Source organism: Acidobacteriota bacterium (genome assembly GCA_016195325.1).
Classification (GTDB): Bacteria; Acidobacteriota; Polarisedimenticolia; order JACPZX01; family JACPZX01; genus JACPZX01.
Map to the genome: position 1 here is coordinate 68396 of JACPZX010000011.1, position 13442 is coordinate 81837.

Below are 13442 nucleotides of genomic sequence, written 5' to 3' on the forward strand. Positions count from 1 at the left end.
CCTGCGGACTACTTCAGCCCGTCCACCAGGTACAGGTCCGAGATGTTGTTGTGGTACGAGTAGGCGTACGAGCGGCCGTCCGGCGTGATCAGGATCGCCTCGAGGCTCGTCACGCCGGAGAGGTCGGCGGGCGACAGCTCGACGACGTGATCCCGCTTCGCCGTCGCGAGGTCGAGGCGCCACACCCTCCCCGGGACCTCGCCCCCCTTCACGATGTAGAGCGAGCGACCGTCGGTGCTCCACTGCAGCGGCACCTCGCCGGCCGCCATGCCGGCGATCGGCTTCCCGTCGCCGCCCTCCGTCGGGAAGAGCCACGGCAGACCGTTCGGATCGATCGCCGCAACGAGCTTTCCGTCGGGCGAGATCGATCTGCCGAACGCCTTGAGGCCGAAGCCTTCAGGAGAGATCGCCTTGGCCGTTCCCCCGTCGACCGGCACCACGTAGAGACGCGCGGCGTGATTCGCCTCGCGCGCGTCGAGCAACAGTCGCCTCCCGTCCGGGAACCAGTTCCCCCAGTTGAACCCCACGAGCCCCGGGGTCTTCACCGCGACGGGGTTGCCGGCGCCGGTCGGCAGGAGGGAGAGTCGCTCATTGTTGTCCGACGCCTGCCGGGAGAGCACCCACTTCCCGTCGGGTGACAGAGTGAAAGCGTTTCCCTCGCCGATGAGCGTCGCCGCGCCCCCGTCCGAGTTCCGAACGTAGATCGAGGAGCCGGCGCCGCCTCCCTCACCTCTCTCGGTGAGGACGAGAATTCTCCCGTCGATCGAGATGTCCGCCGCGTACGAGGCGTCGAGCCACGAGAGATCGCGCTCCTTCGGATCGCCCGGCAGCATCGCGCGGAGGACGCCGCGGTAGTTGACCCGCCCGACGAGGGCGCGTCCGTCTTTCGACACGTCGTGAAGCTCGAGCGTTCCGGGCACGCGGGCGAGGAGCCTGACCTTCCCCGACAGATCGACCGCATAGAGGGCGCTCGTGTTGGCGGAGGCCCCCGGCTCGGGTGACGCGAACCAGACCTCCTTGCCGTCGGGCGACCAGCAGAGGTACCACCAGTCGCCCCAGCCGGAGGTCAGCGCCCTCGTCTTTCCCGCTTTGTCCACGACGGAGACCGAGACGCTGGAGGTCTGGGCGCTGTCGAAGAAGGCCACGAGCGTCCCATCGGGGGAGACGCGCGGGTTGACGAGGCTGACCGACTCGCGGACGACGGTTCCTATCGGATACTCGATGCGCGTCAACCCGCCGACCAGTCGCGAGGCGGCGAGATCCTTCCCGTCGGGGGACCAGTCGGCGAAGTAGACGTCGTCCAGGATCGGCCGCGGCGACCCGCCGACCAGGGGCATGCGCGCCAGCGTCCCGTACCGCCCGTAACCCCACGTTCCGGTGTGCGCCCCCGACATGATCGCCAGCTCCCCCGCCGAGGAGATCGACAGGATGTCGGTCTTCGGAAAGCCCAGCGGCTTCGACTCGGGGCTCTCGGGGCGCGTCATGAACAGCTCGACGGGCTTCCCCTCGAAGGCCGCGCCGTAGACGATCGTCTTCCCGTCCGGCGCGAAGCGCGCCGACCAGACCGTCCCGCGCCGGAACGTGAGGCGGTGCCACGCCGGCGGCGCTTTCACCGCGCCTCTCGACCCGGCCATCCATCCGCCGGCCGCGGCGGCCGCGACCATCAGGAGGACAGCCGTGGAGGCGATCCCACGCTTCGTGACGCGGCTCGCCCCCTGCACGGCGGGCTGCGCCGTCGATCCCGTCGCCGTCGAGAGCGACTGCAGCGCGAAGGCGACGTCGCGCGCCGACTGGAACCTCTCCTCGGGGCTCTTCTCCAGACAGTGGTGGACGATGCGCTCGAGCCCCGGCGGGACGCTCCTTCCCGTCTTCGTCAGCTCCGGCGGGTCCTCCTTGAGGATCGCGCTCATCGTGTCGGCCGTGGTCTCGCCGCGGAAGGGGCGCGTCCCGGCGACCATCTCGTAGAGGATCGCGCCGAACGAGAAAATGTCGGTGCGCGAGTCCACGGGCTTCCCGCGCACCTGCTCGGGGGACATGTACCCGGCGGTTCCCATGACCGTCCCCGGGGTCGTCGCCTGCTGGGCCGTCGGCGCGCTGGTGAGGTCCGCCCCCTCCCGCGACGCCGTCTTCGCGAGGCCGAAGTCGAGGATCTTGATCCGCCCGTCCTTCGTCACCCAGATGTTCTCGGGCTTCAGGTCGCGGTGGACGACCCCCTTGTCGTGCGCCGCCGCGAGCCCCTGCACGATCTGCTGCGCGGCGTCGATCGCCTTTCGCGCCGGCATCGGCGCGCCGCCCATCCGCTCCCGGAGCGTCTCGCCTTCGAGGAGCTCGGTGACGGCGTACGCGGTCGTCCCTTCCTGTCCGAAGTCGTGGATGGCGAGGATGTTCGGGTGGGAGAGGGCGGCCACGGACTTCGCCTCGCGCTCGAACCGCGCGCGCGCGTCGGCGTCCTGGGACAAGTGCGCGGGCAGCACCTTGACGGCTACTTCGCGGTCGAGCCGCGTGTCGCGCGCGCGGTAGACCTCACCCATCCCGCCGGCGCCGAGCGGGGCGAGGATGTCGTGAGGGCCGAGGCGGGTTCCCGGGGGGATGGGCATGGGACGGGGAGGGTAGCAGACGGGAGGACGAGGGGCGCCCCCCCGGAGAGGGCACCGAGCGGAGCCAGACGATGTCTACAGCTTTCAACAAGTGTAGACAGGGTTCACCCCCCGGGCTTCGTCTCCGGGTACAGCTTGTCGAACTCCGGATCGCCGTGGAGCAGCGCGAGGTCCGGATCCCGTCGCGCCCAGTCCGCGTCCTTGAACCCCGCCTCCCAGGCCTTCCGGATCGCCTCGAGCGCCTCCGCCTTCTTCTTCGAAAGGCAGAAGACGCACGCCGCGTTGTAGAGGACCGTCGCGTCGTTCGGCCGCAGCGCGACGGCAAGATCGGCCTCGCGCTTAGAGTCCTCGACGCGGTTCGTGTTCGCGTACTCCACCGCCAGGTGAATCCGGGCGCGGGCGTCCTCGGGAATTTTCTTCAGGTGATTCTCTAGGACGGTGATCCGGCGCAGCCGAACGTTGCGAACCTGCTCGTCCTTGCCGAGAGCCCCGAGGGCGTTCAGCAAAGGGACGTAGACGTTGTAGTCCTCACCGCAGGCATCGAGAGCCGCATCGGCGATCGACGCGACCTCCTGGTAGCGTCCCGCGGCGAACAGCGCGCGGCCGAGAAGATAGTAGGCCCCCTCGCAGTCCCGCTTGCGATCGATCGCGGCCCGCGCGTGCGCGATCGCCTCGTCGTGCTGGCCCCGCGCGTACTTGACCCAGGCCTGGGCGACCTGCGCCTCGGGAAGATCGGCGGAGAGCTCGACGGCCCGCGACGAGGCCGATTGAGCGCGCTCCATCCACACAGGATCGCGGCCGTAGTGGTAGTGATGCTGCGCCGCCACGTTGGCGAGGGCGGCGTAGGCGAGGGCGAAGGTGGGATCGAGGGCGACCGCGTTCTCGAGCATCTGCGCCGCGAACTCGAGATCCTGACGCGTCAGCCGGCGCGCGTAGCTCTTGCCGCGAAGGAAGAGGTCGTACGCCTGGAGGTTCTCCGTCGGCTTGGCCGCGAGCGCCTCCTGCTCCTGGGGCGACAGCGTGATGCGAAGCGCCTCGGCGATCTTCCGCGCGATCTCGTCCTGCACCTCGAAGACGTCCTTCATCTCGCGGTCGTAGCGCTCCGACCAGAGGGGAAAGTCGGTGTGCGTGTCGACGAGCTGCGCGTTGATGCGAAGGCGCGCGCCGGCGCGGCGAAGGGACCCCGCGAGGACGTACGCCGCGCGGAGCTGCTGTCCGATCTGCGCCGGCGTCACCTGCTTGTCGCGGTAGGCGAGGACCGTCGGGCGCGAGAAGATGTTCAGCCCCTTGATTTTCGAAAGCTCGGTGATGATGTCCTCGGTGATGCCGTCGCGGAAGTACTCGTCCTCCTTGATGCCGCTGAGGTTCTCGAAGTAGAGGACGGCGATCGACTTCGGCGCCTGCCTCTCGGCGCCGCCGCGCGAGTCGCCGATCTCCGCGGCCTGCCGGCGCCCCGAGTCGAGATCGCGGCGCATCCGGATGAGGTCGGTCTTCAGATCGGTGGCGGTCTGGTAGCGCATGTTCCGGTCCTTCTCGAGGGCCTTCCCCAGGATGCGGCCGAACTCGGGAGGGATGGAGGCGCCGCTCTTGCCGATTGGCTCCGGATCGCGGTTGAGGATGGCGTCGAAGATGACGGCCGACGTCTCCCCCTGGAAGGAGAGCTTGCCGGAGGCCATCTGGTACAGGACGGTGCCCAGGGAGAAGAGATCGGTGCGGGCGTCGGTGAGCTGGCCGCGCGCCTGCTCCGGGGACATGTACGAGACGGTGCCGAGGGCGACGCCGCGCTTGGTGAGCTCGTCCACCTGGCCGACGGTGTCCATGCGCGAGTCGGTGCCGGGGGCGGCGTTCGGGCGGGCGGATCCCTCGATTTTGGCGAGGCCGAAGTCGAGGACCTTCACCTGGTTGCGCGAGTTGACGAAGATGTTGGCCGGCTTGATGTCGCGGTGGACGATGCCGCGGGCGTGGGCGGACTCGAGCGCGTCGGCGATCTGGATTCCCATCTCGACGAGCGGCCCCAGCTCGAACGACTGGCGGCCGATCATCCGCGCGAGTGTCTGCCCCTCGAGAAGCTCCATCACGATGAAGTGGCGGCGCTCGTGCTGCTCGATGGCGTGGACGGTGCAGATGTTGGGGTGGTTCAGCGCCGAGGAGGCGCGCGCCTCGCGCTGGAAGCGCTCGAGGCTCTGCGCGTCCTGGTCCATCTCCTGGGAGAGGAACTTCAGCGCGACGTGCCGGCCGAGACGGGTGTCCTCGGCCTCGTAGACGACGCCCATCCCCCCGCGGCCGAGCTCGCGGGTGACGTTGTAGTGGGAGACGGTCTTGCCGATCAGCGATTCCATCGCGTGCGGGGCCTCTTCTCGTCGAGCTTCGTCTTCTCGGGCGGGGACGGGCGCCATTCTAGCCGCCCCGGCCGGCGTCCCGCCAACCCGCCGGGGGCCGCCGGCCCCTCGAAGCGCCTCGCGCGCGAGTGAATTTGGAGCCATCTTGGAGGTGCGATGAGAGGGCACGTCATGGGTCGAGGTCGGACGGCGGTGGGACGGCTCCTTCTCCTCGCGATCTCCTCGGCCTTCGCTCTCCTGGTGTTCGAAGGGGCGCTGCGGATCGCGGCGCACCGCATCCTCCACGACGGCGAGACGATGTTCCTCGGAGACGTCTTCAGCATCGAAGACCCCCTGCTCGGGTTCAGTCCCATCCCGAACTCCTCCAGGATCGTCGTGAAGGGAGGGGCTTTCCTCATCAAGGACGAGATCAACTCGCGCGGCCTCAGGGACGTCGAGCACTCTCTCGAGAAGCAGCCTGGCGCGAAGCGCATCCTCGTGCTGGGCGACTCGTTCATGTACGGGGAGGGGGTGCGCGTTCAAGAGACGATGGCGCGGCGGCTCGAGGGGCTGCTCGACGGCGTCGAGGTCATCAATGCCGGCGTGCGCGGGTACGATCTCGGGCAGGAGTACCTGAGCTACAAGCACCGGAATCGATCCTATGGACCCGATCTCGTCCTCCTCGCGTTCTTCATCAACGATCTGGCCCCGGATTCCTTTCTCGATGCGGTGGACGGCGCAGACGGCGTGCCGCTCCGGTACGTGACGAAGCCGGACTACCTCGCCCGGCACACGGACCGCACGGCGGGCGCCTCGCGCGGGTCGCTCACCGCTTGGCTGAGATCCCACTCGATGCTCTACGTGCTCCTCCGCGACCGATGGGACGAGATGGTCTCGCGCCGCGAGGAGCGCAGGGCGAAACCGTCGATCCGCGAGCAGGAGCCCGTGCCCTACGTCGTCGCGTTTCGCGCTACGCCGGCCGATGGCTCCATTCCGGAGCCGTGGCGCCGGGCCTACCGCATCCTCGACGCGCTCAAGGGTGAGGTCGTCGCGGACGGAGCGAAGCTGGCCATCGTCATGGTGCCCGCCCCGTGGCAGATCTCCGAGGAGAACTGGAATCAGTGGGTGGCGTGGCTGGGGGTCGAGCCGACGACTCTCTCTCGCCGTCATCCACAGGAGATGGTCCAGGCCTGGTGCTCGCAAACCGGCACGGCCTGCCACGACCTGATCCCCGCCTTCGAAAACGGGGAGCGGGCGCGGCTGTACTTCCGGCACGAGTACCACTGGAGCCCCGAGGGCCACGCGCTCGCGGCGCGCGCCGTCGCTGATTTCCTCAGGAGCGCGGGGTTCCCCTGACGAGTCACCGTTTCGGCGCGGTCCGGTGGCCCCGCCATGGGTTGCGTTCGCGCGCCGGCTGGGTGAGAATCACGCCATCCAACACCGGACCAACATCACTCCTCGGAGGAGACGCCCATGAACTTGCGCATCGGATCGAAGGCTCCCGATTTCACCGCCGATACGACCCAGGGGAAGATCAGCTTCCACGAGTGGATCGGCGACTCGTGGTGCATCCTCTTCTCGCACCCGAAGGACTTCACCCCCGTCTGCACGACCGAGCTGGGGTACATGGCCGGCCTGCAGCCGCAGTTCGACAAGCGGAACACGAAGGTCATCGGCCTCAGCGTCGATCCGGTCGAGGATCACAAGCGCTGGGCCGCCGACATCAAGGACGTCACCGGGAACATGCCGGGGTACCCGATGATCGGGGACTCCGATCTCGCCGTGGCGAAGCTCTACGAGATGCTTCCGGCGGACGCCGGGATGAGCTCGAAGGGGCGCACGGCCGTCGACAACCTCACGGTGCGCACGGTGTACGTCATCGGCCCCGACAAGAACATCAAGGCGATGCTCGTCTACCCGATGAGCACCGGGCGCAACTTCGACGAGGTGATGCGCCTCCTCGACTCCTGCCAGCTCACGGCGAAGCACAAGGTCGCGACGCCCGTGAACTGGAAGCACGGCGAGGACGTCATCATCGTGCCGGCCGTCTCCGACGACGACGCGCGCCAGAAGTTCCCCGGCGGCTGGAAGTCGCCGAAGCCGTACCTGCGAATCGTCCCGCAGCCGAAGTAGAGGGCCGCTCCTCGACTACCTTTTTCGCCGGGCCTTCGGCGCGCGCGCGACTGCGGGCGCCGCAGGAGGTCCGGCGAGAAGGAAATCCCTCCACGAGAGTGCCGCGGCGCCGAGACGCTCGACCGCGGCGCGCTCCCTGGGCTCGCACAGAACCAGCGCCCTGTAATCCGGAAAACGGCGGGTGAACTCGAAGAGACCGCGCAGATCGGCCGAGCCGACGGAGCCGGTGTTCACCTCGAGGGCCCATCGGCCCCAGCTTCCCTCGACGACGCCATCCACCTCGAAGGGCTCCTCGCGCCAGTAGGTGAGTCTCTGGCCCGAGTTCCACGCCATGGAGAGGCATGCGTTCTCGACCCACGCGCCGAACCGTGCCGGCTCGATCGATCGTTCGGGAGTGCCGCGCGGATCCATGCCCGCAAGAATCCCGTTGTTCAGCACGACGAGCTTCGGCGGCGCGGCGCGACTCCGCGCGGGACGCGACGAGTGCTTCTCGATCGACGCGACCAGATATGCATCCTCGAGAAGCTGGAGATAGTGCGCGATCGTCTCCAGGGCGCCGGCGTCCTGGAGTTGTCCCTGGATCTTCTGGAGAGAGACGATCTGCGCCGGACTGGCCACGCACGTCGCGAACACCTGCCGCAGCAATGCGGGCCTTCGCACGTCGGTGAGCGCGAGGATGTCCCTGTTCAGCGCCGGCTCGAGGATGGCGTCCCTCAGGTAGGCCGCGCAACGGATGGGGTCGGCACGCATCGCGAACGCGCCGGGATACCCGCCCATCCGGACCACCAGATCCGCGGCCTTCGCAGGCTCTACTCTGAACGCCTTCGCGAGGCTTCGGGCCGACCAATGGGCGAGGACAAGACGCTCGAACCGGCCGGCCAGACTCTCCTTCGAGCCGGCGCCCAGCCGAAGGGACGAGGAGCCCGAGGCGACGACGTGGAGTGGAATTCGCCGTCGGCGGAGTCGGTCCCATTCCCCCTTGAGGCGCGAGGCCCAGTCGCCGAAGTGCTGGACTTCGTCCAGAAAAAGCACGGCGCGGCCGTCGCGGAGCGCTGCCTCTTCGGCGCTTCGCCAGACGCGCTCCCAGAGCCCGGGGAGCGCGGCTTCCGGCCCGTCCCCCGCGGCGTAGACTGCGCTCTCGCCGAAGGACTCGGCGAGGTCGAGCAGCAGAGTCGTCTTTCCGACCTGGCGTGGCCCCGTGAGGATCTGGACCCTGGAGGGAGCCGCTTCGGCCAGGCGCTGGGACAGGACCTCCCGGCACATGTCATAGCCGAGGCGAACGTAGGATTCGACCATAGTCGAATAATTATTCGACTACACCGGTATGTCAAGATCCCCCGAGACTCTCCGGCTCAGCTCTTCGATCCGCCCTCTTCCCGCCCCACGACCGTCGTGAGGTACACTCCCGCCTCACCAGTCCCAGGGGGTCCATCGATGAGAGCACACGGCAAGGGGGCCGCCGGGCTCGCGGCAATCGCGCTGCTCGCGGCGGCAGCGGCGGCGACGGGTATCGGGGCGGAGTCACCGAGCGAGGGGATCGTGACCAACAACGTCTTGCTGGCCCCGTGGAGCGGACCCCACGGCGGCGTGCCCGCCTTCGACAGAATGGATCTCGCGGCCCTCGAGCCCGCGCTCGAGGCCGGCATGGCGAGGAACCTCGAGGAGATCGACGCCATCGCGGGAGACCCCGAGCCGCCGTCGTTCAGGAACACCCTCGTCGCGATGGAGCGCGCCGGCCGGGATCTCGACCGGGTCCTGACGTACTGGGGGATCTGGGGCGGCAACCTCTCGACCCCCGAGTTCCGGAAGGTCCAGGGGGAAATGGCGCCGAAGCTCGCCGGGTTCAACTCGAAGATCATCCAGAATCAGGCCCTCTTCGCCCGGATCAAGAAGGTGTACGAGTCGCCGGAGCGCGCGTCGCTCCGCCCCGACGAGCGGCGCCTCGTCTGGCTGACGTACGACCGGTTCAGGAGCAACGGGGCGACGCTCGAGGGGGCCGCGCGCGCCCGATACGCCGAGATCAACAAGCGCCTCGCCGAGGTGCAGACGAAGTTCGGCAACAACGTCCTCGGCGACGAGGAGGGGTACGTCACCTACCTGACGAAGGATCAGCTCGGCGGACTTCCCGAGTCGTTCGTGAAGGGCGCGGCGGCGGCCGCCGCAGACCGCGGGAAGGCGGGATCGTACGCCGTCACCAACACGCGCTCGTCGATGGACCCGTTCCTCACCTTCTCGACGGAGCGGACCCTGCGCGAGAAGGTGTGGCGGACGTATTACGCGCGGGGAGACAACGGCGACGAGCGCGACAACAACGCGATCATCGCCGAGATTCTGAAGCTTCGCTACGAGCGCGTGAGGCTTCTCGGATACCGGAACTACGCCGAGTGGCGGCTCGAGAGCCTCATGGCGAAAACCCCCGAGCGCGCCCTCGCCCTGATGACCGCCGTGTGGCCCGCGGCGATCGGGCGCGTGAAGGAGGAGGTCGCCGACATGCAGGCGATCGCCGACAAGGAAAGGGTCGGCGTCACCATCGAGCCGTGGGACTACCGCTACTACTCGGAGAAGGTGCGGAAGGCGAAGTACGACCTCGACTCGGGGGAGGTGAAGGAGTACCTCCAGCTCGACAAGCTGAGGGAGGCGATGTTCTTCGTGGCCGGGAAGCTCTTCGATTTCAGCTTCGAGCCGGTGCCGCAGGGGTCGATCCCGGTCTACCAGGAGGACATGCGGGTCTGGGAGGTGAAGCGGAAATCCACCGGTGAGCATGTCGGCCTCTGGTACCTCGACCCGTACGCGCGGACGGGCAAGAGGTCCGGAGCGTGGGCCAACAGCTACCGCGGCCACGAGACCTTCGACGGTCTTCGGACGGTCCTCGCCTCGAACAATTCCAACTTCATCAAGGGCGCCCCGGGAGAGCCGGTCCTCGTCTCGTGGGACGACGCCCGGACTTTCTTCCACGAGTTCGGCCACGCGCTCCACGCCCTCTCGTCGAACGTCGCCTACCCGACGCTCAACGGCGGCGTGCGCGACTACACCGAGTTCCAGTCGCAGCTTCTCGAGCGCTGGCTCCTCACCGACGAGGTGATCAGGTCGTATCTGGTCCATTACAGGACGGGCGCCCCGATGCCGGCCCCGCTCATCGCGAAGATTAAGCGGGCCGCGACCTTCAACCAGGGGTTCGCCACGATCGAGTACCTCGCCTCGGCCCTCGTCGATCTGAAGCTCCACATGGCCGACCCGACGGGGATCGACCCCGGGGCCTTCGAGCGCGCCACCCTCGCCGAGCTGAAGATGCCGAAAGAGATCGTCATGCGGCACCGCAGCCCGCAGTTCAGCCACGTCTTCTCGGGCGAGGGGTACGCGGCCTGCTACTACGGCTACATGTGGGCCGACGTCCTCACGTCGGATGCCGCGGAGGCGTTCGAGCAGGCCCCCGGGGGGTTCTACGACACGGCGCTGGCGGTGAAGCTCGTGGACAACCTCTTCGCCGTCCGGAACGCGATCGATCCGGCCGAGGCGTACCGCGCCTTTCGCGGGCGGGACGCCCGCATCGACGCCCTGATGCGCGACCGCGGCTTCATCCAGATTCCCCAATGAATCTTCCGAAAAACCCCTTGACCCCATCAGGAATAACCGTATAACCTGCACACCTCTCGAAATGGATGGGTGGCGAGCTCTCGCGGCGCAGGCGCGGCGCGGGACCGGAATCCGGGGGCTATGAAAGATCACGCCGGGCGTCACTCCGCGCGGATCATCTCAGGTCTCGCCGCGCTTCTTCTCTGGAGCGCCCTTCCGGCGGCGACGATCTACGTCGACGACAACACCTGCCCGTCGACAGGCTCCGGCACGCTCGCGAGCCCCTACTGCCGCATCCAGGACGCCATCTGCGTCGCCGTGAGCGGGGATCTCGTCAGCGTCGCGCCGGGAAGCTACCTCGAGGCGCTCCGGATGAGGCCGAACGTGAGCGTCGTCTCCCAGGGGGGCGCCGCCGTCACGACGATCAGCTCGTCGGGCAAACCGTGCACCGACACCAACTTCTGCTCCAAGAAGCCGGGCACCCAGTGCACGGTCGTCACCTTCTCGACGGGCCACACCCCCACGACGGTTCTCGACGGGTTCACGATCACCGGGGGAGCCGGGCAGGCGGTGCCGGCGCCCCTCACCAACGTCGTGGGCGGGGGAGGCCTCTACATCTTCAGCTCCCCGACGATCCGCAACAACGTCATCCAGAACAACGTCCTCCACAACGTCTCCCCCGCGCGCGGCGAGTTCGACGGCGCCGGCATCTACGTCTCGAGGGGCGCCCCGATCATCACGAACAACGTCATCACCGGGAACCGCGCGATCCCCGCGGCGGGCACCTCGACGGCCGAGACGTACGGCTACGGCGGCGGCATCTACGTCAGCTTCGTCGCGACGCCTCAGATCTTCGCCAACACGATCCAGGGAAACCAGGCGGGCGACGCCAACCTCGCTTTCTCCCTGGGAAGCGGCGGCGGCATCTCCATCGCCGAGCCCGACCCGAGCGCGCCGCCGGGCACCACCGTCATCGATCGCAATCTCATCGCCGACAACGTCACCGACACCTTCGGCGCGGGCGTGAGCCTTCTGAGCATTCCCACTTCGGTCGGGCAGTCGATCATCAGCAACAACGTCATCGTGGGCAACTCGACCTCCAAGGGCGGCGGCGTCTACACGTACCTCAACATCTCGAAGATCGTGAACAACACGATCACGAACAACACCGCGCTGCTCGGCGGCGGCGTCTACTCCGGCCTCAGCGACGTGACGTTGCCGATCATCGTGTCGAACAACGCCATCACCGGCAACCACCTGCTCTTCGCCGGGAGCGGCGGCGGCATCTACAAGCTGGATCTCGGCTCGACGCCGAGCACGAGCCTCGAGTCGAACGACGTCTTCGGGAACCAGAAGAACCAGGTCGGCGGTGACCTGAGCGACGCGACCTTCTTCACCGCGAACGGAAACATCTCGCTCGACCCGCGCTACGTGAACGAGGCGTCCCGCGACTACCACGTCAATCCGAACGCACCCCTCATCGACCGCGCGCTCGCGTCGCGGGCCCCCTCCGTGGACCGGGACAACACCTCCCGCGGCTACGACGGCGACGGCATCCCGAATTACCCGATGCCGGGCGACAACGACATCGGCGCGTACGAGTGGCGTCCCTCCTGCGTCCCCTCGACGGAGATCTGCGACGGGATCGACAACAACTGTGATGGCCAGATCGACGAGAACAATCCCGGGGGCGGGGGAGCGTGCGCGACGGGGCTGCCGGGCGTGTGCTCGGCGGGCATCCGCACCTGCCAGTCGGGGGCGTTGAACTGCGTGCAGAGCACGCAGGCGTCGACCGAGATCTGTGACGGACTCGACAACAACTGCAATGGATCGGTGGATGAGGGTTTCCCCAACACCGACGCGGACGCCCTGGCCGATTGCGTCGACCCCGACATCGACAACGACGGCGTCGCGAACGCCGGCGACTGCGCGCCGTACGACGTGACCACGTGGGGAGTCCCCGCCGAGGTGGCGAACGTGAGGGCCACGACCACGTCGCCGACCACGCTCGCGTACGATCTCCAGAACATCGGCTCGGGAACCCACTACGAGATCGTCTCCGGGCTCCTGAGCCGGTTCTCTGCGATCCACACGTTCGAGGAGGACTTCTGCGTCGCCGCCTTCACCGGCGGGGGCACCTGGCAGGACCCGAGGCCCAACCCGCCGCTCCTGAACGGCTGGTACTACATGATCCGGGACGTCAACAACTGCGGAGCCGCCACGTACGGCACCTCCCTCCGGAACTCGCCCCGATCGATCGGCGTCTGCGGCAACGCGATCCAGGATCTGGACGCGGACGGCTCGCCGTCGGACCTCGACTGCAACGACCACGATCCCGCCGCGTCGCCCCTCAAGTCCGAGGTTTGCGACGGCAGCGACAACAACTGCAACGGCCAGGTGGACGAGAACAACCCGGGGGGCGGCGGCGCCTGCGCGACCGGCGTTCCCGGAGTCTGCTCGACGGGGACGCGCGCGTGCCAGAGCGGGGCGCTCCTGTGCCTCCAGAACCTGCAGGCCTCTCCCGAAGTGTGCGACGGAATCGACAACAACTGCGACGGCTCGATCGACAACGGAATCGCCGCGGTGGCCACGACGTGCGGGGTGGGCGCGTGCAGTTCAAGTGGCTCTCGAACGTGCCAGGGCGGCCAACTCGTGAACAGCTGCGTCGCCGGCACACCCGCGCCCGAGACGTGCGATGGGATCGACAACGACTGCGATGGATCGATCGACAACGGCATCGCCGCGGTGGCGACGACGTGCGGCGTCGGGGCGTGCATTTCCAGTGGCTCCCGCACCTGCCAGGGTGGCCAGCTCGTGGACA

7 protein-coding genes are annotated in these 13442 nt (G+C 68.0%); 4 read left to right on the forward strand and 3 right to left on the reverse strand.

Features of this window, described 5'->3' with window-relative positions; genetic code table 11:
* Positions 1-8: 8 nt before the first annotated feature.
* Together HY049_01975 and HY049_01980 are read right to left on the reverse strand one after the other, a co-directional pair.
* Complete coding sequence (locus HY049_01975) at positions 9-2597, reverse strand: serine/threonine-protein kinase (GenBank protein ID MBI3447679.1); 2589 nt, start codon at positions 2595-2597, stop codon at positions 9-11.
* A gap of 104 nt (positions 2598-2701) precedes the next feature.
* Positions 2702-4936 carry a protein kinase gene (locus tag HY049_01980; protein MBI3447680.1) on the reverse strand — a complete coding sequence of 745 codons (2235 nt, stop codon included), beginning with the start codon at positions 4934-4936 and terminating at the stop codon, positions 2702-2704.
* Between the two features lie 171 nt (positions 4937-5107).
* On the opposite strand from HY049_01980, the gene HY049_01985 reads away from it, so the two are divergent.
* The gene (locus HY049_01985) at positions 5108-6271 is read left to right on the forward strand and encodes an SGNH/GDSL hydrolase family protein (protein ID MBI3447681.1); all 1164 of its coding nucleotides are present in this window, start codon (positions 5108-5110) and stop codon (positions 6269-6271) included.
* A gap of 117 nt (positions 6272-6388) precedes the next feature.
* Positions 6389-7048 (forward strand): peroxiredoxin, encoded by a 660-nt coding sequence (locus HY049_01990; protein MBI3447682.1) that lies wholly within the window; start codon positions 6389-6391, stop codon positions 7046-7048.
* 15 nt (positions 7049-7063) lie between these two features.
* Here the strand turns inward: HY049_01990 and HY049_01995 are convergent, their stop codons facing one another.
* Entirely contained in the window at positions 7064-8344 is a 1281-nt protein-coding gene (locus tag HY049_01995; GenBank protein MBI3447683.1) for an ATP-binding protein, read from the reverse strand.
* 138 nt (positions 8345-8482) lie between these two features.
* On the opposite strand from HY049_01995, the gene HY049_02000 reads away from it, so the two are divergent.
* Positions 8483-10642 carry a M3 family metallopeptidase gene (locus tag HY049_02000; protein ID MBI3447684.1) on the forward strand — a complete coding sequence of 720 codons (2160 nt, stop codon included), beginning with the start codon at positions 8483-8485 and terminating at the stop codon, positions 10640-10642.
* Positions 10643-10762: 120 nt separating this feature from the next.
* A partial coding sequence (locus tag HY049_02005) for a hypothetical protein (GenBank protein ID MBI3447685.1) occupies positions 10763-13442 on the forward strand: 2680 nt, incomplete at its 3' end.

Bases quoted from the DNA above. Each gene is read 5' to 3' on its own strand.
- HY049_01985 (MBI3447681.1), top strand. From the start codon at position 5,108: ATGGGTCGAGGTCGGACGGCGGTGGGACGGCTCCTTCTCCTCGCGATC.
- HY049_01980 (MBI3447680.1), bottom strand. From the start codon at position 4,936: ATGGAATCGCTGATCGGCAAGACCGTCTCCCACTACAACGTCACCCGC.
- HY049_01995 (MBI3447683.1), bottom strand. From the start codon at position 8,344: ATGGTCGAATCCTACGTTCGCCTCGGCTATGACATGTGCCGGGAGGTC.
- HY049_02000 (MBI3447684.1), top strand. From the start codon at position 8,483: ATGAGAGCACACGGCAAGGGGGCCGCCGGGCTCGCGGCAATCGCGCTG.
- HY049_01975 (MBI3447679.1), bottom strand. From the start codon at position 2,597: ATGCCCATCCCCCCGGGAACCCGCCTCGGCCCTCACGACATCCTCGCC.
- HY049_01990 (MBI3447682.1), top strand. From the start codon at position 6,389: ATGAACTTGCGCATCGGATCGAAGGCTCCCGATTTCACCGCCGATACG.